The following is a 21,863-nucleotide window of genomic DNA, read 5'->3' on the forward strand; positions in this document are numbered from 1 at the left end:
GCAAGGCCACTACGCGTCATCGCAGACCCTGCGACGGGCATCCGCACGAGTGCGCTCCCAAAGCCGGGGTAAAGATTGCGGCAAGATAACGACACCATACATGGGCTCGAGTGGCCTCGACACACAGGTCCGCGAGAGCCGATAGCCACGCGCTCGTCGCTCCGAGTTGTGAACGCGATTCCGGCGTCGCGTACGTTGGCCCACCTGAGAGAGCAGGCGCCGTGGGAAGGCGATTCGGGCGCAGCGGGCAGCGAAGATCAGCCCGGCGTGGGATCCCGTTCGCCCTGCTGCTGGTTCTGCTCGGGCTGAGCCACCCCGCAGGAGCAAGTGGGCTCAGCGGAGCCGCAGCTGGCCTGCTGCGGAACGCACGGTGAGCACCTGTCATCCGCTGGGCATGTCAAGCTTGACGCGTTCGGCTGAGTTCCCTGAGCAGGGGTTTCGTCTTACCATCGACCTGTCCGCTGACGGGCAAGGTGTAAATGGAACCCGGCATGTCCAGCGAAACCGTGGGATGGCTGCGGCGCCTGCTGCACAGCGGGCGCAGCCCCCTCGCTCGGTCCTGGGATCGTTGGGAGCGGCTGCTCGTTGTCTGCTGCGTTGTGATCGCACTGGCAGCTATCCCGGTCGTTGCCGTCGGCTCGTCCGCAGAGTATGCCGAACGGGTCGACAGGGTCGCTGAGCAACGGCAGTCCCGAGTAGCTACTGTCGCGGTGCTGCAGGAGAACGCCCCAGCTCCCGGCGGAATCAGGCGCGGACCGCACGGGCTCGTGCAGCTTCGCGCGTCCTGGGAGACGCCCGCCGGTGAGATCCGCCAGGGCAGGGTACCCGCTCGGCACGGAGCGCAGAAGGGCACCGAGATCACCATCTGGATCGACTCGCAGGGCAAGGTCACCTATCCGCCGTTGACCCACACCGACATCGTCGTCATCGCGGTCGTCTCGGCAGCGCTGCGCTGGCTCGGGCTCGTTGTGGCACTGTCCGTGGTCGTGTGTCTGGTGCGGATGCTGCTGGACCGGGCACGCTATGCCGCCTGGGACCGCGAATGGAGGGGTTTGTCCGGAAAGGGTCTGTAACCGACACGGCCCGCCTTCTATGTCCTGACGGTACGGTAAAGAGACGGTGAAGTCGGAAACGCGATCGGCGGGGCCTATGGAGCTACACGCATTCTCCCTGGTCGCGGTTGTACTAGCCATCGCCGCGACGGCCGGGATGGTGGCGATCCGGCTACGACAGCCGTTGATCGTCGCGTTCATCGCGGTCGGGATCTTGGTTGGCCCCACCGGCACGGGCTGGGTGGCCGGCGATGCCACCTTCGAGCTGCTCGCGCGGATGGGGATCGCGATCCTGCTGTTCCTTGTCGGCCTGCGGTTGGACCTGCACCTGATCCGCACCACCGGACCTGTCGCGCTGGCCACCGGACTGGGCCAGGTGTTATTCACGTCCGTAATCGGGTTCGGGATCGCGCTCGCGCTCGGCATGGACACGGTCACCGCCGTGTATGTAGCCGTGGCCTTAACGTTTTCGTCGACGATCATCATCGTCAAACTGCTATCCGACAAGCGCGAACTCGAGCAGTTGCACGGCCGCATCGCGGTCGGGTTCCTCATCGTGCAGGACATCGTCGTCGTGCTGGCGATGATCGGGCTGACCGCCTTCGGTCAGCAGACCGGCGACAACATCACCCTCGGCATCGTCCTAGTACTGGCCAAGGGCCTCGGACTGCTCGCGGGCCTGGCCTTGCTGATGCGGTTCGTGCTGCCATGGCTCATCCACCACGTCGCCCGCTCTCAAGAGCTGCTCGTCCTGTTTGGCGTGGCCTACGCGGTATCAGTGGCCGCGCTGAGCGAGTGGCTGGGATTCAGCTCCGAAGTCGGCGCGTTTCTGGCGGGGGTGTCGCTGGCGTCGACTCGCTACCGCGACGCGCTCGGCGCACGACTCGTCAGCCTGCGCGACTTCCTGCTGCTGTTCTTCTTCCTGCAGTTGGGTGCCATGCTGCAGTTCGACGAGGCCGCCCAGGAACTGACCGCCGCCGCGATTTTTTCGTTGTTCGTCTTGATCGGTAACCCGCTGATCGTTATCGTGATCATGGCGGTGATGCGGTACCCGGTTCGGGTGGGATTCCTGGCCGGCCTGACTGTCGCGCAGATCTCCGAGTTCTCCCTTATTCTCGCCGCGCTCGGCCTGTCTCTCGGACACATCGATTCGTCGACGGTCAGCCTGATCACGGTCGTCGGCTTGATCACGATCGGGGTGTCGACCTACCTGATCCTGTACTCGTACCCGATCTACGACCGGATCAAGCACCGGCTCGGCATTTTCGAACGCTCCGGTCACCGCGGAACCACGCTCGACGACCACCATCGCGACGTCGACGTGATCCTCTACGGTCTGGGGCGCTTCGGGAGCCGGCTGGCCGACCACCTCACCGCGACTGGGCACCGTGTCCTCGCGGTGGATTTCGACCGCCATCGGGTCGAGGGCAACCAGCGGAGCGGTGTGACTGCGGTGTTCGGCACCGCCGATGACGTGCACTTCCTGGACACCTTGCCGCTGCAGTGTGCTCGTTTCGTGATCAGCACCGTGCCGCAGCTACACGTGAACCTGGCCCTGTTGCAGGACCTGCGCCATCACCGGTACGACGGACGGATCGCGCTTACCGCGCACACCGAGCACGACGCGGAACAGCTCCGGCGAGCTGGCGCGGACCGGGTGCTCAACCCATTCGCCGCCGCGGCGACCGCTATCGCCGATGCTCTCACCGATGAGGACGGCATCGACGTTGTTGAGCCCGGTGACCACGATGACCCTCGGCGGCCGGGCGGATGACCGCCGTCGCTTACGCGGCGGTGTCGGCGGTATCGCGGGCAGGGTCCGCTGCGGCTGGCGTGGCCGTGCGTGTGAGCTTGCGGGCGATGGGTTCGGCGAACCGGGCGGCGATCGGTCCGGACGCGGCCATGATCAGCACGTAGGTCGCCGCGAGTGCCGCCAGTTCGCTGCCGCCGACCCCTGCCGCGACGGCGAGTCCGGCGATGATGATGGAGAACTCGCCACGCGCGATCAACCCAGCGGCGGCGCGCGCTCGCCCGATAGGCGCGATGCCCTGTCGTTTGGCCGCCCACCAGCCGGTGGCGATCTTGGTCAGGGCGGTCGTGATCGCGAGGACGATCGCCCACCCGAGCACCGGGGGGATGGCGCTCGGGTCGGTGTTGAGGCCGAACAACACGAAGAACGCGGCGGCGAACAGGTCCCGTAATGGCTCGAGCAGCTTCGTGGCGCTGTGCGCGGCCGGTCCGGCGATGGCGATGCCGAGCAGGAACGCCCCGACAGCCGCCGACAGGTTCGCGGACTCGGCCAGTCCAGCGACCAGCAGCGCCGAGCCGAGTAGCTTGAGCAGGAAGATCTCGTTGTTCTCGCTGTAGAGCAGCGCAGCCACGAACCGGCCGAACCGCGCCGCGACCAACAACACCGCAGCGACAACGAGCAACGACACACCGACCGTGGTGAGCCCCGTCAGCAACGCGGCCCCGCCCAGCGCGGCGCTGAGGATCGGCAGATAGGCCGCCATCACCAGGTCCTCGAACACCAGCAGCGACAGCACGACCGGCGTCTCCCGGTTACCGGTGCGGCCCAGGTCGTTGAGGATCTTCGCGATCACCCCGGACGAGGAGATGTAGGTGACCCCGCCCATCACCAGCGCGCCCTGCCAGCCCCACCCCAGGACGAGGGCGATGGTCGCGCCGGGCGCGGCGTTCAGCACGATGTCCAGTACGCCAGCAGCCCAGCCCTGGCGCATGCTGGTGAATAACTCGCCGGCGGTGTACTCCAGACCGAGCATCAGCAACAGCAGGATGACGCCGATTTCCGCCGCGAGGTGGGTGAACTCGCCGATGTTGGTGAGACTGACCAGGCCGCCGTCGCCGAACACCAGCCCGCCCAATAGGTACAGCGGGATTGGCGACATCCCGACCCGCTGCGCCAGCCTGCCCAGCAGGCCCAGGCCGAAGAACACTGCCCCCAGCTGGATCAGGGCGATCACGGTGTGGTCATCCACTGCCCGTTCACCCTTTCGTCACGATGTTCGCCGCGTTCTGCAGTCTCTCCGGCGTGCCGACCGCCACCAGGACGTCTCCTGCGGTGAAGGTGAAGTCCGGGCCGGGGGATAGTTGCACCTGGCCCGCGCGCAGCACCGCCACGATCGACACCCCCGTGCGGGCACGCAGCCTCGTCTCGCCGAGGGTGCGGCCGTCGAAGGGCGAGTCCGGGTTGATCGGTATCTGCCTGGTGCTGACCCCCGACACTCCGCGCTGCTCCTCCGCGAGGGACCCGACGAGCTGCGGCGCGCCAAGCAGGTTCGCGAGGGTCATGGCCTCGTCCGTCGTCAGCGGGAGCGACGCGATCGACGCGTCCGGATCCTGCGCGCGGGAGACGATCAGCTCCAGATGACCGTCCCGATGACTGATCACCCCCACCCGCCGTCCGCCGTGGACCGCGAAATCCATGCGTACACCGATCCCCGGAAGCGGTGTCACCTCCACATGCATACCCCAGAACCTAGCTCACCATCGCCGACCCGGCGCCGCACCGTCGCCACCCAGGGGCAGGCCCTGCCGGTCGCACCTGGCAAGACAGCGGGTGGTCGACCGGCTACGCTCACATCCGGCACGACACGGTGGGCTGGAGGTTGCGAGTAGTCATGACCGCGACACTCTCGCCTCTGTTGCAGCCTCTGCGGCGGCTACGGCGTGGTCGAGCGGCCACACGGCGGCGCGCGCATCCCTCCCGGGCCTTGTTCGTCGGATTCGCGCTAGCGATCGCGCTCGGCGCGACGCTGCTGATGTTGCCGATCGCGACCGAGTCCGGGGTCTCGACCCCGTTCACCGTGGCGCTGTTCACCGCGACATCCGCAGTGTGCGTCACCGGGCTGATCGTGGTCGACACCCCCGAGCACTGGTCCACCTTCGGCGAGATCGTGATCCTCGTCCTGTTCCAGGTCGGCGGGCTGGGCATCATGACCGCCGCGTCCGTGCTCGGCCTGCTGGTCTCACGCCGGTTCGGGTTGCGCCTGCAGCTGACCGCGCACGCCGAACGTCGCACCCTCGGGATCGCCGACCTGAAACGGATCCTGATCAACGTAGTCAAGATCAGTCTCCTCATCGAGGCAATCCTCACCGTGGTCCTGACCGCCCGGCTCGCCCTCGGCCACGGCGCTCCGTTCGGTGAGGCGCTCTACACCGGTCTGTTTCATGCCGTGTCCGCGTTCAACCACGCCGGCTTCTCGCTCTACAGCGACAGCCTCACCCGCTTCGTGTCCGATCCCTGGATCACCGTGCCGATCATGACCGCGGTCATCCTCGGGGGTCTCGGCTTTCCGGTGCTGTTCGAACTGGCCCGCAACGCCCGAAACCCCAGGCAGTGGAGCCTGCACAGCAAGATCACCGTGCTGACCACGGTGGCCCTGCTCGTCGTCGGGTTCGGCGCGATCCTCGCCGTCGAATGGTCCAACCCCGACACCATGGGACCGCTCGGCGTCGGCGGCAAGCTGCTTGCCGGGCTGTTCGCCAGCGTCACCAGCCGCTCCGCCGGCTTCAACACCGTCGACACCGCCGCCATGGAACCCGCAACCCTGATGGTCCTCGACGTGCTGATGTTCATCGGCGGCGGCAGCGGCGGCACCGCGGGCGGCATCAAGGTCACCACCTTCGCCCTGCTCGCGTTCGTCATCCTCGCCGAGGTCCGCGGCGAACCCTCCGTGCATGTCATGGGCCGACGCCTCCCCGCTGAGGTGCAACGTCAAGCCCTGACCATCGCCTTGCTCGGAGTCGGGCTGGTGATGGTTTCCACGATCACCCTGCTCAACATGACCGACTACGACCTCGATCGCGTACTGTTCGAAGTGATCTCAGCCTTCGCCACCTGCGGGCTGTCCACCGGCATAACCGGTGACCTGCCACCCGCAGGCACACTCCTGCTCACCGCTCTCATGTTCCTCGGCAGGCTCGGCCCCATCACCGCCGCAGCCGCCCTCGCCTTACGCGACCGGCCCCGCAAATACGAGCTGCCCGAAGACCGCCCAATAGTTGGCTGACGGCCGGCCAGGCCATGCGGCCCGCCCGGTAGGTGACCGTGTGTGTGCGATTAGGTAAGGTCGCTGCGTAGTCGCAGCACCTGAACCCGGCGTTGGGAGTTCCTCGTGCGGAAATCCGCCGCAGGACCTGCGCCGCTCGGCAGTGTCCTTCCGCGGGGTGATCGGCGAGTCCCGTTGCGCTGGACCGCTCTTTGGGTGCTGCTCGCCGTGCTGGGCGTCCTGGCCGTCGTGATGGGGGAGACGGCGTTCGCGGCTGCGGCGGACAGCAAGCCGCGCGCCGCTGAGTCCCGTGTCGCCAGGCATTCCATGGAGGCCGACAGCGCCTCCGAAGCGGGTCGGTCCCGGTGCGCGATACGCGCGGACCGCACGCATGGCCCCGATGACCACCAGGCCAAGTCCGCGCAGGACAACGAGCGCGCGACCACCCGAAGGGTCATCGACCACCAGGTCGCCGGGGCAGATCCCGACATTGTCGGCATCGCGCCTCCAGCACGAATCGTCCTCACCGCACGTCAGCCGGTCGAGGATGACTACGACTATCGGGCGTATCGCACGGTCGATGGCCGCGCCCCGCCCCGCGCCAGGCACTGATTCCGGCGACAGGCCGGTTGACGCCACTCGCTCACCTGCCAGCGACGGCCGGTGGGCGCACCATCCCGATGCCGACTCGGCAGCACTGGCGTCGCTCGACACGACCGGCAACTCACCTCGGTAGCGGCGGCCGCGTTCCCGTGTAGATCCCTATCGCCGCGTGTGCGAAGCCTTGCGGCTCCGACCGCGCTGCCCGCTGCCGCACCACCACCGGGGTTTCCTGCATTTCACGGCGAGGCCCGCATGTCGGCCTGCCCAGCACGACGTCTACGAGCGATGGCGCCGTATCGGTTTCCCGCTGTGGCGGGCGCAGGCGCCCTAGAAAGGAAATCAATGTTCTTCGACGACTACCCACGCTTCTTCGAAACCAGCACCGTATGGTCCGAAAGTGATCGACTGAATCTCCGATACGAGGCCATCTTCGCGGCGAACAGCGACGTCTTCGACGGCGCTCGCGTTCTCGACCTGGCCTCCCACGACGGCCGATGGTCCTTCGCCGCGCTGCGCACCGGCGCGGCCCACGTCACCGGCATCGAGTCTCGCCAGGAGGCGGTGGACAACGCCAAGGCCAACTTCGCGCACTACGGCGCGGACCCGGACTCGTACCGGTTCATCTGCGGCGACATCTTCGACGTGCTGCGGCGTGAGGAGTTCGACGTCGACGTAGTGCTGAACCTCGGGTTCATGTACCACACCTACCGGCACACCGAGCTGCTCCATCGGGTTCGGCGGATCGACCCGACGTACTTCATCGTCGACAGCACGGTCGTCCCTGATCAGGAACAGCCCTTCGTCAAGCTGTACGAGGACCGCCCGCAGAAACCCGGCGAGGCAACGCTGGACGAGTTCGCGCACGGCACGACGACACTGGTAGGCCGTCCCTCGGTGCCCGCGCTGCGGATGATGCTGCGCGCCTACGACTTCGGAATCGAGCACACCTACGACTGGCGCGCACTCATCAACGAGCACCCGGACGCCAACCGCGTCGGCGACTACGCCGACGGCAAGCGAGTCACGATGCGGTGCCGTACCGGGGTGCTGTATTCACCCGCGCCTGAGCACGGCGGCGTACTGACCGGTGCCGCCGCGCCGTCGCTGGCTCCAAACGCCACGGCACGGATCACGACTGGGAACGGTCAGGACGTCGCGGACGAGACACCGTCCACCAGGTGGCGGGAGCTGGTCAACCGCGGGCTGGCGCGCACGACGGGGTACGAGCTCCGGCGCTCGACGCAGTAGTAACGACGCACCGGCCGAAGACGCGGATTACCTATCGGATTGACCTGTCTGCGGACTTCCCTGGTGCCGTCCAGAGGTGCATAGTCGCGCCTGTCTCGGCACCCGCTGTGCCGAGACGGGCGCTGATCAGCAAGGCCGCTCTGCGTCCCAGTTTCGGTAGCTGTCGGCGGTCCCGCTGCTGATGGCCATCACCGGGTATCCCGGCGGTTCCGCATCCGCCGGCTGAAGGCGGTGGCGGCGCGCGCCGTGACTGCGAGTTTCGGATACCGACGCGCCGCCCGCTGGGCGGCGAGCTTCGTCGGCGACAGCCCGTTGCGCTTCTGCATGACGTGCAGCTTGTTGCGCAGGTTGTCGAGCCGATGCAGTATCCCGACGAGTGCGTCGATCGAGGCGTCGAGCAACTCGGCATCGGTGGCGCTGTCCGGGTGGCGCGGGGCGGTGTCGTCACCCTCCCACACCGGGATCAGCTCCTCCAGGTCGCCGACGACGTGGTACTTCGCTTCTCGTAGCTCGTGAACGATCTCTTTGGCCTGCTCAGTGACCCAACCGTGCTCTTCAGCAGGCAGTCGTAGCGGCACTGACCCCGACCGTGCGGCGAGCACGTTGACGGCCAGGTAGTGCTTGATCATGTTGTGGTAGCTGGGGCCGTTCATCTCATCGATGATCTTGGCGTTGAGGCGGCGCAGCAGGTTCGTCTCAACGAGGCCCATCGACGGGTTGCGGGGCGTCACATCGGCCGGGCACTGCTCCGGATCGATGCCGACGGTGCGCGCGAACCGCATCCACAGCGTGTCCTTGCCCGCCGCGTCGCGTGGCGGCGCGGTCACGATGTGCACCCGTTCGGGTGAGATGTCGGCCGTCCACCTCCGGAGCACGTCGGGCAGGTTCTGGTACTCCCAGAAGATGTTGGCGAAGAACGGATTGACCGTGTCGTCGATGCGCTTGAGCGAGTGCAGGTAGTCCGCGTAGGTGAGCAGGCCGCGGTTCTTGATGTCCTCCTGCCAGTGCGCCGGGATCTGTCGCGCCAGGTCGCGCGCGGTCATCACGATGTGCACCTCGAGGCCGTCGAGGTCGCGCATCGCACGCCGCACGGTGTCGGCGTCTGCTAGCGAGAACATCTCGTGCGAGATGACCGACGGACCGTCCCAGGCGCACACCTCCGCGACGAGCCTGCCCCAGGTCCCTGCGATCTTCGACCCGGAGATGCCGTAGTAGTCGAGCCCGCGCAGGTCGTGCGCCGCGAGGAAGTGCCCCTCATTGTCCGATTTCGGGTAGAGCAGGCCGAGCTCAAGCAGCTGGGATCGCTTGCGCGCCATCACGTGCTGGAGATAGCTGGTACCTGTCTTCGGCGCGCCGATGTGCAAATACACCCGCTGTGAGTTCTCAACAGTGGGCAAGGAAGGTGATGTCATACGTTAGCTCCGTGTGTCGTGATGCTCGACCGGCGGAGTTCGTAGCCGGTTGTCCGCGCCGGCCCGCAGTTGATCAGTTCACGCCAGCGTGTGGCCGACACGCTCCACTAGCCCTTCCCGCTCTGGCTCCTCATCGCGGTGGTAGCTGGCAGTGACGGCGAAGCGACGGCCGACGAACGGTGCGTGCAAGGTCGAAGTCGGTGGATGGGTCCGGTATCGGCAAGGCCGACACCCTGGATCAGTACCGCATGGTGACGAGCGTGGACCGTCCGTGTGAGTACTTCCGCGTGCGGGTCCACATCGACCTGGACGAACGAATCGCGTTGATCCGACACAACCGCGCTGTCCACGATCAGGCAGTACGGGTCGATCTGCAGGTCAGTTTTCCGCCCCAGGTCGAACGAGGTCCGCTCGAGCGAGAGGCGTCGGCCGATCCGTTACCGGAATCAGGACCTGGTGCGGGGCGGGGCGCGGCCGTCGAAGGTGCGATACGCCCGATACTCGTAACGGTCCTCAGTGGACGGTGGGTCATTTTGGAAGGTCGCTCCAGGAGGAAGAATGCTGCAGCCTTCTGGCTGGGCAGCGTCCAGCTGGAGATCGACGACCCTCCTGCTTGCCGCGCGCTCTCGATCTTGCTGGGTCTTGAACTTATCGTCGTCCGGGCCGTCATTTCGGATAGCGCGTTTCGCGCACCGGTGAAGGCCCGCCCCGGAGTCGCTATCCGCCGCGACGGAGTGTGCGGTGACGAGCGCAGCAGCAGGACGTGGCTGGCTGCCCGCGGCAGTTGCGAGCGCCGTCGTGCCGAGCGTCGACGACAGCGCGCCCAGCATAGCCAGCAGCATCCCGAGCGCGCCCAGCCGCGAGTGCAGCCTCGGCCCAACGCGCGAAACAGCACCGCGTACCCGCACAGGTCCTCCGGCGGCTTTCCGCATGAGAGGGGCTCCCAACGCTGGTGTCACGGTGCCGCGATCGCGTGACACCATACATGCCCATGCAAGACCAGTTCGGCGGGGCCACTGATGATCATTCGACAGCGGCAGACATCGCCGAATCCGCTGGAAAAGGGCGCGACGGGATAGTGGTGTGCTCGCCAAGTGCTATGACCAGAATGCCCCTGCTTGCTCCGAGGCTGAGTCGATACTCCCACACGACGAGTTCGAAGCCATGGCCGTCCAATGGCTCACTGACGAAGGAGTTCCGCGGGACCGAGCAGCGGAACTCGCGCGGCACCTCAGCAGCTGTCGGGCCCGTCGACGGTCTAGGGCGTGTCTCCCGAATATCGGCCGGTGGTTCGCTGATGATCGGTGAATGATCAGAACTGGTGTGATCACGGACGAGTTGTGGGAGTCGATCGAGCCGGTGTTGCCGTCTGATGTTGGGCGGCGTGGTGCGCGCTGGCGTGATCACCGTCAGGTGCTGGAAGCGATCGCGTGGCGCTTTCGCACCGGATCGCCGTGGCGTGATGTGCCCGCTGAGTTCGGCCCCTGGCAGACCTTGTGGAAGCGGCATCGCCGCTGGTCAAGCGACGGCACGTACGAGCGGATCTTCGAGCATGTGCTGTCCGACCACGCCGATACGGGCAAGCTGGACTGGTTGCTGTCGGTGGACTCCACCGTCGTGCGGGCGCACCAGCATGCCGCCGGCGCGCCCTCCGCGGACCACACAGGGGGCCAGGTCGAATGACAAGATTTCCGAGCCGGACGACCACGCGATCGGTCGTTCGCGCGGCGGATTGACCACCAAGGTCCACGCCCTGGTCACCTCCGGTGTCCGCCCGGTGGCCATGCTGCTGTCCGCCGGGCAAGCCGGGGACAATCCGCGCCTGGCGCCGTTGCTCGAGGCCCTGGCCGCGACCGGGCACCGGCCGGATCGCCTGCTGGCGGACAAGGCCTACTCACACCCGTCGACTCGCCGCGAACTGCGGCGGCGACGCCTCCGGCACACCATCCCCGAGCGCTCCGACCAGGCCAAACGCCGTAAGGACAAGGGGTCCGCCGGTGGTCGGCCACCGGGTTTCGACCCCGAGCTCTACAAGCAGCGCAACACCGTCGAGCGCGGTTTCGGCCGGTTCAAGCAGTGGCGCGGAATCGCGACCCGCTACGACAAGTACGCGCGGACCTACTTCGGCGGCGTACTCCTCGCCGCCACCGTCATGCTCGCCCGATGAATCGGGAGACACGCTCTAGTCGCCGACCACGGTCACCGCAGCATATGACAGTATGGTGACCGCGACGCGTCCCCGAGGGAGTGTTATGGCACCCGCCAGTGCACGTCGGCCCGGTGTATGGGCTCTGTTCGTGCTGGCTGCGTTGCTGTGGGGCGGCGGGTCGGCTATCCCCGCCACGGTTCTGGCCACTGCGGGCGCTGAGACCGCACCCGTTGAGTCGCGCGCGGACCGTCACGGCGAGCCCGAGATGCAGCCACTGCCTACGGCGCGCGTGATCGCGACCCCGGCGATTGCTCGGGGTGGGGATCTCGATCAATCGCTGCCGTCCACGACGCCCCCGTCGGGCCCGGTTGTGCCGATGCCGACGCTGGCGGGCATCGCCGACAGCGATAGCGCCGCGCTGCCTGAGGTGTGGCGGGGCTTCACCGCCCAGGGCCGGGCACCTCCTGGCTGGGTGAGCGTGTAGCAGGTCCCCCGGCGCGCATGAGCGCGCCAGCAGTCCCGCCCGGCAGCGCATTTGCATTGCAGCTGGGTCTCACCCGAATAGGAAAACCCATCGTGCCGCGTGATGCCGCGCGGCGAGAACTGCTGACTCGCACCTTCGCATGTCTGGCCGTGCTCGCCGCCTCTGTCTTCCTTATCCTGACCTCCACCCCGCGCCTCGGCCTCGACCTGCGCGGGGGCACCCAGATCATGTTACAAGCCCACGATTCGCCCACGGTCACCGCGAACGCGGAAACCACCGACCGCACCATCGAGGCACTGCGCCGCCGTGTCGACGCCCTCGGGGTGGCCGAGCCGATGCTGGCCCGCTCCGGTGAGAACCGGATCATCATTGAGCTACCCGGCCTGCAAGACCCGAAGGAAGCCGTGGAGGTGATCGGGCGGACCGCCCAACTCACCTTCCACCCCGTACTCGGGGTCGGACCCCCCGGCACGCAGCCGGACAAACCTTCCGCCGACGGGAGTCGGGTGCTGCCCGACGAAAGCGGCCAGCCGCTGCGACTAGGTCCCGCCGCACTCACAGGCGACGGCGTCGACGAAGCCACCCACGGCACATCGCAGGTCGGGGTGGGGTGGTCCGTCAACGTCGAGTTCAAGGGTGACGCCGCCGATGCCTGGACCCAGCTGACCGGTCAGGCGGCGTGCTCACCCTTGGGTGACCCGCAACGGCGGGTTGCGATCGTGCTGGACAATGACATCATCTCTGCCCCGCAGGTCGACCAGGGCGTGGGTTGCGGAGCCGGGATCATGGGTGGCAGCACCAGCATCACCGGCCAGTTTTCCGACGCCGAAGCCAAAGAACTCGCGCTGTTGATCAATGCAGGCGCACTGCCAGTCCCGGTGGAGATCATCGAGCAACGCACGATCGGCCCAACCTTGGGTGCCGCCGCGATCGATGCGAGCGCATGGGCCGCCGGGATCGGGCTCGCGCTAACCGCGCTGTTCCTCATGGCGGTGTACCGGTTGGCGGGGCTGCTGTCGGTACTGGCGCTGCTGGCCTACGCCGGGGTGTCCTATGCGGCCCTGCTCGCGCTCGGAGCGACCTTGACTCTTCCTGGCCTAGCGGGGTTCGTACTGGCCATCGGTATGGCGGTAGATGCCACCGTATTGGTGTTCGAACGTACTCGTGAAGAACACACCGCCAAACCGGGCGGACGATTACCACGGGCGGTGGAGAAAGGCTTCCGTGGGGCTCTATCGGCCATTGTGGACTCCAACGTGACAACGCTGTTGGCCGCGGCGTTGTTGTTCGTGCTGGCCTCCGGGCCGGTGCGCGGCTTCGGTGTCACGCTGACCATTGGTGTGATCGCGTCGATGTTCACTTCCCTGGTGCTGCTACGGGTGCTGCTGCAGACGACCTCCGGCTCGGTCCTCGGCAAAAAGCCCCGGTGGAGTGGGTTGACCCACGAAGGGCGGGTGAGGCGGTGGGTCAACCGACGCGAGCCGGGTTTCCTGTCCCGGCCCAAGCGGTGGCTCGTCGGTGCCGGTGTCGCCGTCGGGCTGGCGTTGACCGGGCTGGTCGTGATCGGACCACACCTCGGGGTAGAGTTCACCGGCGGCCGAATGCTCGAATACCGAACCTCGGCTGGGGTCGACGTCGAACAGGTGAGGGCTTCGCTCGCCGACGCCGGCTACCCCGTAGCGGTGGTGCAGGCTTCCGGTGAGGACACCCTCACGGTGCGGACCGAACCAGTTGAGCAGGATGCCGTCGAACAGATTCGGGCGGCCGTGGCCGAAACCGGTGGGTCCACCGAGCAACTCAGCGACGAGAAGATCGGACCCAGCCTCGGTTCGGAACTGCGCACCAAGGCACTCATCGCGCTCGGGCTGGCCGTGGCAGCCCAACTTCTCTACCTGGCGGTACGTTTCGACTGGCGCCTCGGTGTAGCCACCGTAGTCGCGCTCACCCAGGACGTCCTACTCGTGCTCGGCGCGTTCGCCTGGCTCGGCAAGACCTACGACGGGGTGTTCCTAGCCGCACTGCTGACCGTGATCGGCTACTCCGTCAACGACTCCGTCGTCGTATTCGACCGGGTACGCGAACTCCGCCGAACCCGACGACAAGAATCCTTCGCCCACATCGTCGGCGCCGCGGTACTGCAGACCCTGCCGCGCACCGTCAACACCGGAATCGGTGTACTGTTCGTGCTCGGCGCGCTGCTGGTGCTGGGTGACGGATCTCTCGCCGACTTCGCGCTTGCGCTTCTACTTGGATTGATCATCGGTACCGTGTCTACCGTCGCCACCGCCGGTCCCGTCGCCATCCTACTGGACAAGAAGTACCCCGGAGCTGGACGGCCCACGTCTCCACGTCCACAACGCCCGGACGTACGCACGGACAGCGGAGCCGTCGTATGACACGAGACATCGTTCCGGTGGCGATCCGCTACCCAGCGATGAAGGAGCCCGAGAGGTGGTGCGATGACCCTTCAGCAGCTTTACGCCACCTTGCTCGTCGCTGGTGTCGTCCTGCTTGCCGGAGTCATCGCCACTCGCATCGGGACCCGCGTCGGGTTGCCCAGCCTGCTGCTGTTCCTCGCCTTGGGCGTCGTGCTCGGCGAGGACGTCATCGGCATCGACTTCGACGACGCCCAACTCGCCCAGAACATCGGCACGACCGCACTCGCGGTCATCCTGGTCGAAGGTGGGCTGAGCACCAAATGGTCCGACATCCGCAATCTCCTCGCGCCCGCGGGGCTCTTGGCCACTGTTGGCGTCGCGGTAAGCGTGACGATCACTGCAGCCGGTGCCCACTTCCTCCTAGGCGTCAACTGGCAGCTCGCCCTGCTGCTGGGGGCGATCGTGTCCTCCACCGACGCCGCGGCCGTGTTCTCCGTGCTCCGTATTCTGCCGCTCCCACGGCGACTGGCCGGGTTGCTGGAAGCCGAGTCCGGCTTCAACGACGCGCCCACCGTCATCCTCGTGCTCCTGTTCAGCAGCACCCCACTCCACATCAACCCGCTCGGTCTTGCCGGGAGCCTGCTCTACCAGCTCGCGGTCGGCGCCCTGATCGGACTCGTGCTCGGTCGTGTCGGTGCCGAAATCCTGCGACGCATGGCACTACCAGCAACCGGCCTGTACCCCTTGGCGATCTTCGGACTCGGTATCGTCGCGTTCGCCGCAGCTGGCGCCGCGCAAGCGAGCGGGTTCATCTCCGCCTACCTGGCAGGAATCGTGCTCGCCAACAGCGGACTATCCCACCGCTCCGCCACCCGATCCTTCGCCGAAGGACTCGGCTGGCTCGCCCAGATCAGCCTCTTCGTGATGCTGGGATTGTTGGTCACACCCAGCGAGCTGCTGGCCGAGCTGGTACCCGCGTTGGTCGTCGGGCTGGTCCTGCTCCTGCTCGCCAGGCCCCTGTCCGTGCTGTTGTCGGTGAGCTGGTTCAAGACACCCTGGCGCGACCAGCTCTTCCTGTCCTGGTCCGGGCTACGCGGAGCAGTTCCTATTGTGCTGGCGACTTTCCCGGTGGTGCAGAACGTCCCCAGCAGCGACCGCCTAATCGATATCGTGTTCGTCCTCGTGGTCATCTTTACGCTTGTGCAGGCCCCCAGCCTCCGCCCAGTGGCACGCGCGCTTGGGCTGACCAGCGCCGACACCGCCCGCGAAGTCCAGATCGAAGCAGCACCACTGGACACCATCGACGCCGAACTACTTACCCTCACCGTCCCCGAAGCCTCCCGCCTCCACGGCGTGTCGATCATGGAACTTAGACTGCCGCGCACCAGCGTCATAAGCTTGATCATCCGCGACCGACACGTGCTCGTCCCGCGACCCGAAACCTGGCTCAAGACCGGCGACGAACTGCTCATCGTTACCACCGCCGCGCAACGCGACGCCACCGAACAACGACTCCGCGCCGTCGCGCGGCGCGGCCGACTCGCCCGCTGGTTCGGCGAGCACGGCCATCCCAACTGACGCGCTACCGCAGTCGGCAACGACGAGCTGCTGGACGTCGACGTGGAGATCGCCGGCACCTACTCAAGCCGGACGAGGTCGTGTGCTCGGCATCTGTGGCCATATAGCGGGGCCGGGACGCTACTTAGCCCGGAGCAACTCACCGACCTCCTAAGGTTCGACGGCGACGAGCCGTGCAAGGATGACAGGCCAGGCGACGACTACTAAACTGGGTACTTCTCTCCCCAAGCGCGGGCGCTGGGCTAAGCGAAGGTCACGCGTCCGCAGTGGGCCCCGCCCCTGGCACCTAGGACTCCGGGGGCGGGGCCTGCGTTACGGCACGCATGGCCATGTGTGGCGATTTTGTGGGGTAGCGGTCTCTGAAAACGGGCGCGTTTGCTGCAACCAGGGCCGCGTCGCGCAGCCGTGCATCGTGTCGTGTGATCGGTGTCGAGTTCGTGATGACTTTCTGTACGTCTTCAAGCCGCTCCCGCAGGTCGCGGGGACGGACGCGCGCCGAACAGGCGTGAGCCCCAGCCGACCGCTTCGCTGGCTGGGGCTCACAAGACATGCCGTCGGCGTACGCGCCGTACGTGCGAAAGCGGGATCAATTCGTCACCACAACATTGCCACTCACCTAGGGTGCATCCCCGCTGTGCCGCTATGATCTTTACGGCACCGTGTCGGGTCAACCCCGCTGTCGCGCCCGATCCCGGCCGCACTCACCGTAGGAATCCATGCTCACGTTGCGTAGATGGTCACCGACCGGGATCGGGGTTCCGGGTTGACTCCACACGGCACCGCCAAGTGGCGGCAAGGACAACGGGAATGGCAGGCGCCTGCGTGGCCGCACGACAGCAATCGAGCGTGCCGTGGCCGCGTTACCGCGCAGCTGGTCAGCGGTTGACAAGCTGTCCATAGCGTTCTCGGGCGGCTTGTTTGCTGATGCCGAGCACGAGCCCGATCTCACCCCAACTGCGGCCGTTGCGGCGCGCCGCCACGACCGCCTCGTCAAGGCGCTTCTGCTGATTGACCAGCTCACCGAGAGCGAGGCCGATCTCGCGCAGGTCGGAGGTGTCCTCAGCCGGGACCGTGGCCGGGTCGAGCGAATCGAGCCAAGCCTCAGCATCAGCCGCTGCCTGCTCCAGTTCCTGTCGGGTCCGTGGCATGGTCATCACCTCGCAAGAAATCGATAGAATTTCGGACGGAGCGGCATCGCGTGGATGATCGCCGGTTGCTCGCCATCCGGATCGATCACCACAACCTCCAGCAGTCGCCCACCGGCGTCGGCGCCGATGTAGAGCACCCGGTCGTCACCCTGGCGGACCAATCGCAGCGGCACCCGCAACGCATGCAACATGTCTCCGTCAGAGACGCCGTGCTTGCGGGCGCTGTCCGCTACCTCAACCATGACAGGTTTCCTTGACGGCGTCAAGGTAGCTTGCCATGCAGTAGTACAGCACCAAAGTACAGCAACAGCCCCGTCCCAGGGTGGCTACGATGATGAAACATATGTGTCGTACGCTCGGCGTTGACCAGCACAGCACCGGGTGCGCGGATTTCACACCGAAGAGGTCACTGGTTCGATCCCAGTATCGCGCACTCATCTCCGCAGCTCAGTGTTCTGACGTAGGCATGCCGTAGTCGACGAAAGGCATCCGTGACACAGAGCATCCCCCACCGGTTACTCGACAGCACGCGGTTCCGCGTGGTGCTCGCCGTGGGCGTCGCGGTGCACGTCGTGATCTTCCTCATACTCCAACTCGGCATCCCGCACATCGACCTCCAGGTGTACCGGTTCGCCGTGGACGTCTGGTTCGGTAACGGCGACATCTACGGCCCGCTGCCGATGACCGACGTCGACCTGGAACTGCCCTACATCTATCCGCCGTTCGCGATCCTGCCCGCGATCCCGTTCGCGCTGCTGCCGATCGAAGCGGCGTTCGTGCTGCTGTTCATGCTCAACATCGTGGCGGTAGCGGGCACGCTGTATCTCGTCGGCAGGCGGGTGTGGCCCGAAGGCGGCTCGCGCGGCGCGGCAGTGATCGCCGCGGCGGGCCTGTCGTTGTCGCTAACGTTCGAGCCGGTGCGGGACACGTTCTCGTTCGGCCAGATCAACCTGCTGCTCATGGGGCTCGTCGCGGCCGACTGCCTGGCCCGCGCGCCGCGCTGGCCGCGCGGCATGCTGGTCGGCCTGGCGGCGGCGATCAAGCTCACGCCGGCGGTGTTCGTGCTGTTCTTCCTGGTCCGGAAGGATTACCGCGCCGCGCTCGTCGCCGCGATCACCGGTGCCGCTGCTACCGTCATCGGGTTCCTCACCAGCTTTTCGGCGTCGGTGGAGTACTGGTTCGGCGGGTTCGGGGACACCGCACGCATCACCGGCTCGACGTATCGCGCGAACCAGACCGTCACGGCCGCACTGGCGCGGTTCGGCATCGAGAAGCCGCTGCTGACCGTGCTTGTCGCCCTCTCAGTGCTCGCGCTGCTAGCGCTCGTGGTGCGCACGATCCGGCACAGCGGCCCCGCGACGGCGTTCGCTCTGGTGGGGACCTTCCTCGTACTGGCGTCACCGACGTCGTGGTCACACCACTGGGTGTGGATCGTGCCGGGGTCCGTCGTGATGCTCACGGCGACCGCTCGGGCGTTCGGGGACGGCTCACGCGCCCGCTGGCCACTAACCGCCGCGACCGGCGCGACGCTGCTGCTGTTCGTCATCGCGCCGTTCCAATTCCTGCCTGGCAACCACGATTGGACCACCGGTGTCCCCGACATCGAACTAACCTGGTCGCCGCTGCAACACTTCGTGGGTGACCTTTACATACTCGCGGGCATCGCCTGGATCATCGGCTGCGCGATCGCGCTGCGCCCCCGGACGTCGAGTGCGCGGCAACCGCAGGCGGTGAGCGCGGGTGGCTGACGTGCGAACGTCGCCCTCACAGACGACGTCCGCCGCCACTGTCGCCCCTCGCACGATCCGGTGGGACGTCGTGCTCGGGGTGGCTGCCGGTGGCGGCATCGGCAGCCTCGCGCGCTATGGGCTCGCCGTAGCGCTCCCGGCGGCGCCTGGTGAGTTCCCATGGGCGACGCTGCTGGCGAACGTCATCGGTTGCCTGCTGATCGGCGTGCTCATGGCCGCACTCACCGAAGCGGGGCGCCCGCACCGGTTGCTCCGGCCGTTCTTCGGCATCGGGCTCCTCGGTGGGTTCACCACGCTGTCAACGTACGTCGTTGAGGTTTTCGACGCGGGCACGGCGGGCGCACCCGTCGTCGCGGTGCTCTACGGCATCGGCACCGTTGTCGCCGCGCTGTTCGCCGTCGTGGCGGGGCTCATGCTCACCCGCGCCGCGCTCCGCCGGAACCGGACGAGCGAGTCGACGTGACGGCGTTGCTTATCGCGGCGGGTGGCGCGCTCGGCGCCGTGCTGCGCTACCTCATCGATCACGCCGTGCAGCGGCGCAGCGATGGCGGCTTCCCCTACGGCACGTTGACTGTCAACGTCCTCGGCTCCGCGCTGCTCGGCCTGCTCGCTGGGCTCACCCTGGACGGCGCAAGCGGCGACGCGGTCCGCTCCCTGGTTGGCATCGGCCTGTGCGGATCGCTGACGACGTATTCGACGTTCGGCTACGAGACCGTGCGTCTGCTCACCGATGGCGCCCGGCGGCAGGCCGTGGTCAACGTCGTCGGCACGATCCTGGCGGGCTTCGCGGCGGCTGGTGCGGGCCTCTTGTTGGCGGCCGCCTTCTGAGACCGGTCAGCCCAGTTGGCGCTTGAGCCAGTCCACCTGCAGGTGCAGCAGGTTCTCCGCCACGACCTCATCGCTCGGCGTCATATGCGTCGTGCCGACCAGCGGCAGGAAATCGTGCCACTTCCCGCCAGCGAGTAGCGCCGAGGACAACCGCAGCGCGTGCGCGACGAACACGTTGTCGTCCGCGAGCCCGTGCACGATCAGCAGCGGACGCTCCAGGCTCGCCGCGTCGTCGATCAGCGAGTTCCGCCGGTACGACTCGGCGTTGTCGGCAGGGTGGCCGAGGTAACGCTCGGTGTAGTGCGTGTCGTACAGCGACCAGTCGGTGACCGGAGCACCCGCGACGGCGGCGTGGAAGACGTCCGGCCTGCGCAGCACCGCGAGCGCCGACAGGTAGCCGCCGTAGGACCAGCCCCGGATCGCCACCCGAGAGGTGTCCAATTCGGACCGCTCAGCGGCGACGGCGCGCAGCGCGTCCACTTGATCGGTGAGGCTGGTCTCGGCGAGGGCACCGCCGATTTCCTTCTCCCACTCCGGTCCGCGCCCCGGGCTGCCCCTACCGTCAGCGACCAGCACGGCGAAGCCCTTGTCAGCGAACCACTGCGAGGTCAGGAACGCGTTGCGGGTGGAAAGCACGCGCTGCGAGTGCGGCCCGCCATACGGGTCGAGCAGCACCGGTAGCGGCTCGTCGGACGGCTGGTACCCGGTCGGCAGCAATAGCGCACAGCGTAGGTCCCGCTCCCCCACGGTGAGCATCCGCAGATTCGGGGTAATGCCGGGATCGGCCGTGTGGCTCGCGATCGCGGCCGACGTGCCGTCGCGCCGGACGCTGACGCGAGGCCCGGCATAGTCCAGCGACCACGACGACAGCACGCACGTCTCGGCCGTACCCGCCCCGACGTGCACGCCGTCGCCCTCGGACAGCCGTACCACGCTGCCCGCGTCCGTGCGGTAAACATGGATCTGCGTCGGATCGGCCTCGGAGCCGCTGAACAGAACTTCGTCGCCGACGTGTAGCACCGAGCGCACTCGCAACCCGGGGTCGGTCACTGGCTTGCCGTCGATGACCAGCCGGTAGGAGTCCTCTGATGTCTCGACCCGCACCAGCCTGCCATCCGGTGTCCAGGCGGGCACGCCAGTGATGATCTCCACCCACGCCGGGTCGGTCTCGCTGTGCACCAACGAGGTCGTTCCATCCGTGACGTCGATGGCGAGGACGTCCAGCCTGCGCTGGTCACGCGGCTGCACCGTGATCAGTGGCGGCCCTCCCGCCGACCACTGGGCCGAGACGAGGTACTCCCAGTCGCCGCGTTCGACATCCACAGTGGACCCGTCGAGTCCAATGATCCGTAGCGACACGCCGACGTTGCGCTCCCCCGCCGCCGGGTAGGCGACGGTGTTTACCGGCATGGCCGGGTTAGCCGGATCGGCGATGTTCCAGCGCGGCACGCCCGTGCTGTCGGTGCGCTGCGCCAGTACGGCGTCACCGTTCGGCGACCACCAGTACCCGCGGGAGCGGCTCATCTCCTCGGCGGCGATGAACTCCGCGACACCCCAGGTGATCTCCGCGTCGTCCTCGTCCGCGAGCACGGTGTCCGTGCCGGTGGCCAGCTCGATCACCCGCAGCGCGCCGCCCGACGCGTAGGCGACGTGTGTGCCCTGCGGGTTGAGCCTGGGATCGATGACCGCACCGGAGACGCGCTCAACCACCTTCCCGGTGGCGACGTCGACGGAGTACAACGTGCCGCCCAGCGAGAACACCGCTGTCTCGCACGCGGTGTCGACGGCGTAGCGCACCACACCGCCGCCGGATTCCCTGCTGCGCTCGCGACGAGCGCGCTCTTCCCGCGACAGCTCTTCCTCACCGGGCAGCAGTTGTTCCGCGTCGACCAGTTTCGACTCCATCCCGCTGACGACGTCCAGCGACCAGAGGCTGTGCATGCGGTCGTAACCGCCCCCGCTGCGCAGGTACAACACGCGCGAACCGTCTGGCGCGACCTGGAACTCCTTGGGCGCACCAAGGGTGAACCGCTGGGTACGGACGAGCCTACGAAGAAACGAGAGATCTGCTGTCACAGGGTGCACTCTGTCAGACGCGTGAACGGCTACGCACGACTACCAGCGCGGATCGGTGTCGCCCGCGAATAGCGTCTCGTCGGTGCGCAACGAATCGACGAATTTTACGGACAACTACACAACGAATCATGGCAATGCGCAACGATG

Annotated in this window: 18 protein-coding genes and 1 pseudogene; 12 read left to right on the forward strand and 7 right to left on the reverse strand. The window is 67.0% G+C overall.

Annotation, left to right across the window (positions count from 1 at the left end; genetic code table 11):
• Positions 1 to 491: 491 nt before the first annotated feature.
• Together ACFQGD_RS20290 and ACFQGD_RS20295 are read left to right on the forward strand one after the other, a co-directional pair.
• Positions 492 to 1,073, forward strand: a complete 582-nt coding sequence (locus ACFQGD_RS20290) for an Rv1733c family protein (RefSeq protein WP_345399111.1) — start codon at positions 492 to 494, stop codon at positions 1,071 to 1,073.
• Positions 1,074 to 1,149: 76 nt separating this feature from the next.
• Positions 1,150 to 2,826 (forward strand): cation:proton antiporter, encoded by a 1,677-nt coding sequence (locus ACFQGD_RS20295; protein ID WP_345399108.1) that lies wholly within the window; start codon positions 1,150 to 1,152, stop codon positions 2,824 to 2,826.
• Positions 2,827 to 2,836: 10 nt separating this feature from the next.
• Here the strand turns inward: ACFQGD_RS20295 and ACFQGD_RS20300 are convergent, their stop codons facing one another.
• Both ACFQGD_RS20300 and ACFQGD_RS20305 read right to left on the reverse strand, forming a co-directional pair.
• A complete protein-coding gene (locus ACFQGD_RS20300) occupies positions 2,837 to 4,051 on the reverse strand; it encodes a cation:proton antiporter (RefSeq protein ID WP_345399105.1) in 1,215 nt (404 codons plus the stop codon).
• A gap of 7 nt (positions 4,052 to 4,058) precedes the next feature.
• Entirely contained in the window at positions 4,059 to 4,541 is a 483-nt protein-coding gene (locus ACFQGD_RS20305) for a cation:proton antiporter regulatory subunit (RefSeq protein WP_345399102.1), read from the reverse strand.
• 152 nt (positions 4,542 to 4,693) lie between these two features.
• Between ACFQGD_RS20305 and ACFQGD_RS20310 the strand changes: the two genes are divergently transcribed.
• The 3 genes from ACFQGD_RS20310 to ACFQGD_RS20320 all read left to right on the forward strand — a co-directional run bounded on the left by ACFQGD_RS20310 (position 4,694) and on the right by ACFQGD_RS20320 (position 7,915).
• Positions 4,694 to 6,085: a TrkH family potassium uptake protein gene (locus ACFQGD_RS20310; RefSeq protein ID WP_345399099.1), complete on the forward strand. Its 1,392-nt coding sequence runs from the start codon at positions 4,694 to 4,696 to the stop codon at positions 6,083 to 6,085.
• A 174-nt stretch (positions 6,086 to 6,259) separates the two neighbouring features.
• Positions 6,260 to 6,676, forward strand: coding sequence for a hypothetical protein (locus tag ACFQGD_RS20315; RefSeq protein ID WP_345399096.1), 417 nt, complete (start codon positions 6,260 to 6,262; stop codon positions 6,674 to 6,676).
• Positions 6,677 to 7,009: 333 nt separating this feature from the next.
• Entirely contained in the window at positions 7,010 to 7,915 is a 906-nt protein-coding gene (locus ACFQGD_RS20320; RefSeq protein ID WP_345399093.1) for a methyltransferase domain-containing protein, read from the forward strand.
• Positions 7,916 to 8,103: 188 nt separating this feature from the next.
• Here the strand turns inward: ACFQGD_RS20320 and ACFQGD_RS20325 are convergent, their stop codons facing one another.
• A complete protein-coding gene (locus tag ACFQGD_RS20325) occupies positions 8,104 to 9,327 on the reverse strand; it encodes a hypothetical protein (RefSeq protein WP_345399090.1) in 1,224 nt (407 codons plus the stop codon).
• Positions 9,328 to 9,773: 446 nt separating this feature from the next.
• Positions 9,774 to 10,259, reverse strand: coding sequence for a hypothetical protein (locus tag ACFQGD_RS20330; protein ID WP_345399087.1), 486 nt, complete (start codon positions 10,257 to 10,259; stop codon positions 9,774 to 9,776).
• Positions 10,260 to 10,635: 376 nt separating this feature from the next.
• Between ACFQGD_RS20330 and ACFQGD_RS20335 the strand changes: the two are divergent.
• From ACFQGD_RS20335 to ACFQGD_RS20350, 4 genes and pseudogenes are all read left to right on the forward strand, one after another.
• A pseudogene (locus ACFQGD_RS20335) lies at positions 10,636 to 11,494 on the forward strand (IS5 family transposase).
• A gap of 85 nt (positions 11,495 to 11,579) precedes the next feature.
• A complete protein-coding gene (locus ACFQGD_RS20340; RefSeq protein WP_345397058.1) occupies positions 11,580 to 11,960 on the forward strand; it encodes a hypothetical protein in 381 nt (126 codons plus the stop codon).
• A gap of 92 nt (positions 11,961 to 12,052) precedes the next feature.
• Positions 12,053 to 14,356 (forward strand): protein translocase subunit SecD, encoded by a 2,304-nt coding sequence (gene secD, locus ACFQGD_RS20345; protein WP_345397060.1) that lies wholly within the window; start codon positions 12,053 to 12,055, stop codon positions 14,354 to 14,356.
• Positions 14,357 to 14,419: 63 nt separating this feature from the next.
• Positions 14,420 to 15,916 (forward strand): potassium/proton antiporter, encoded by a 1,497-nt coding sequence (locus ACFQGD_RS20350; RefSeq protein WP_345397063.1) that lies wholly within the window; start codon positions 14,420 to 14,422, stop codon positions 15,914 to 15,916.
• Between the two features lie 875 nt (positions 15,917 to 16,791).
• On the opposite strand, the gene ACFQGD_RS20355 is transcribed toward ACFQGD_RS20350, so the two are convergent.
• Positions 16,792 to 17,064, reverse strand: coding sequence for a sigma-70 family RNA polymerase sigma factor (locus ACFQGD_RS20355; RefSeq protein ID WP_345397066.1), 273 nt, complete (start codon positions 17,062 to 17,064; stop codon positions 16,792 to 16,794).
• Positions 17,065 to 17,069: 5 nt separating this feature from the next.
• Positions 17,070 to 17,306 carry a hypothetical protein gene (locus ACFQGD_RS20360; protein ID WP_345397069.1) on the reverse strand — a complete coding sequence of 79 codons (237 nt, stop codon included), beginning with the start codon at positions 17,304 to 17,306 and terminating at the stop codon, positions 17,070 to 17,072.
• A gap of 249 nt (positions 17,307 to 17,555) precedes the next feature.
• Between ACFQGD_RS20360 and ACFQGD_RS20365 the strand changes: the two genes are divergently transcribed.
• From ACFQGD_RS20365 to crcB, 3 genes are read left to right on the forward strand one after another with little or no spacing between them, the layout of a single operon-like run.
• The gene (locus ACFQGD_RS20365; RefSeq protein WP_345397072.1) at positions 17,556 to 18,812 is read left to right on the forward strand and encodes a glycosyltransferase family 87 protein; all 1,257 of its coding nucleotides are present in this window, start codon (positions 17,556 to 17,558) and stop codon (positions 18,810 to 18,812) included.
• A 1-nt stretch (position 18,813) separates the two neighbouring features.
• Positions 18,814 to 19,275, forward strand: coding sequence for a fluoride efflux transporter FluC (locus tag ACFQGD_RS20370; protein WP_345397844.1), 462 nt, complete (start codon positions 18,814 to 18,816; stop codon positions 19,273 to 19,275).
• Positions 19,272 to 19,640 carry a fluoride efflux transporter CrcB gene (gene crcB / locus ACFQGD_RS20375; protein WP_345397075.1) on the forward strand — a complete coding sequence of 123 codons (369 nt, stop codon included), beginning with the start codon at positions 19,272 to 19,274 and terminating at the stop codon, positions 19,638 to 19,640. The genes ACFQGD_RS20370 and crcB overlap by 4 nt, the downstream gene beginning before the upstream one ends.
• Positions 19,641 to 19,646: 6 nt before the next feature.
• Here the strand turns inward: crcB and ACFQGD_RS20380 are convergent, their stop codons facing one another.
• The gene (locus ACFQGD_RS20380) at positions 19,647 to 21,716 is read right to left on the reverse strand and encodes a S9 family peptidase (RefSeq protein WP_345397077.1); all 2,070 of its coding nucleotides are present in this window, start codon (positions 21,714 to 21,716) and stop codon (positions 19,647 to 19,649) included.
• Positions 21,717 to 21,863 lie beyond the last annotated feature (147 nt).

The organism is Haloechinothrix salitolerans, assembly GCF_042662605.1.
Classification (GTDB): domain Bacteria; phylum Actinomycetota; class Actinomycetes; order Mycobacteriales; family Pseudonocardiaceae; genus Haloechinothrix_A; species Haloechinothrix_A salitolerans.

Excerpts from the sequence above, each read along its gene's own strand:
- ACFQGD_RS20330 (WP_345399087.1), bottom strand. The coding sequence starts at position 10,259 with ATGCGGAAAGCCGCCGGAGGACCTGTGCGGGTACGCGGTGCTGTTTCG.
- ACFQGD_RS20340 (WP_345397058.1), top strand. The coding sequence starts at position 11,580 with ATGGCACCCGCCAGTGCACGTCGGCCCGGTGTATGGGCTCTGTTCGTG.
- ACFQGD_RS20310 (WP_345399099.1), top strand. The coding sequence starts at position 4,694 with ATGACCGCGACACTCTCGCCTCTGTTGCAGCCTCTGCGGCGGCTACGG.
- ACFQGD_RS20290 (WP_345399111.1), top strand. The coding sequence starts at position 492 with ATGTCCAGCGAAACCGTGGGATGGCTGCGGCGCCTGCTGCACAGCGGG.
- ACFQGD_RS20295 (WP_345399108.1), top strand. The coding sequence starts at position 1,150 with ATGGAGCTACACGCATTCTCCCTGGTCGCGGTTGTACTAGCCATCGCC.
- ACFQGD_RS20350 (WP_345397063.1), top strand. The coding sequence starts at position 14,420 with ATGACCCTTCAGCAGCTTTACGCCACCTTGCTCGTCGCTGGTGTCGTC.
- ACFQGD_RS20305 (WP_345399102.1), bottom strand. The coding sequence starts at position 4,541 with ATGCATGTGGAGGTGACACCGCTTCCGGGGATCGGTGTACGCATGGAT.
- ACFQGD_RS20325 (WP_345399090.1), bottom strand. The coding sequence starts at position 9,327 with ATGACATCACCTTCCTTGCCCACTGTTGAGAACTCACAGCGGGTGTAT.
- ACFQGD_RS20355 (WP_345397066.1), bottom strand. The coding sequence starts at position 17,064 with ATGCCACGGACCCGACAGGAACTGGAGCAGGCAGCGGCTGATGCTGAG.
- ACFQGD_RS20320 (WP_345399093.1), top strand. The coding sequence starts at position 7,010 with ATGTTCTTCGACGACTACCCACGCTTCTTCGAAACCAGCACCGTATGG.
- ACFQGD_RS20360 (WP_345397069.1), bottom strand. The coding sequence starts at position 17,306 with ATGGTTGAGGTAGCGGACAGCGCCCGCAAGCACGGCGTCTCTGACGGA.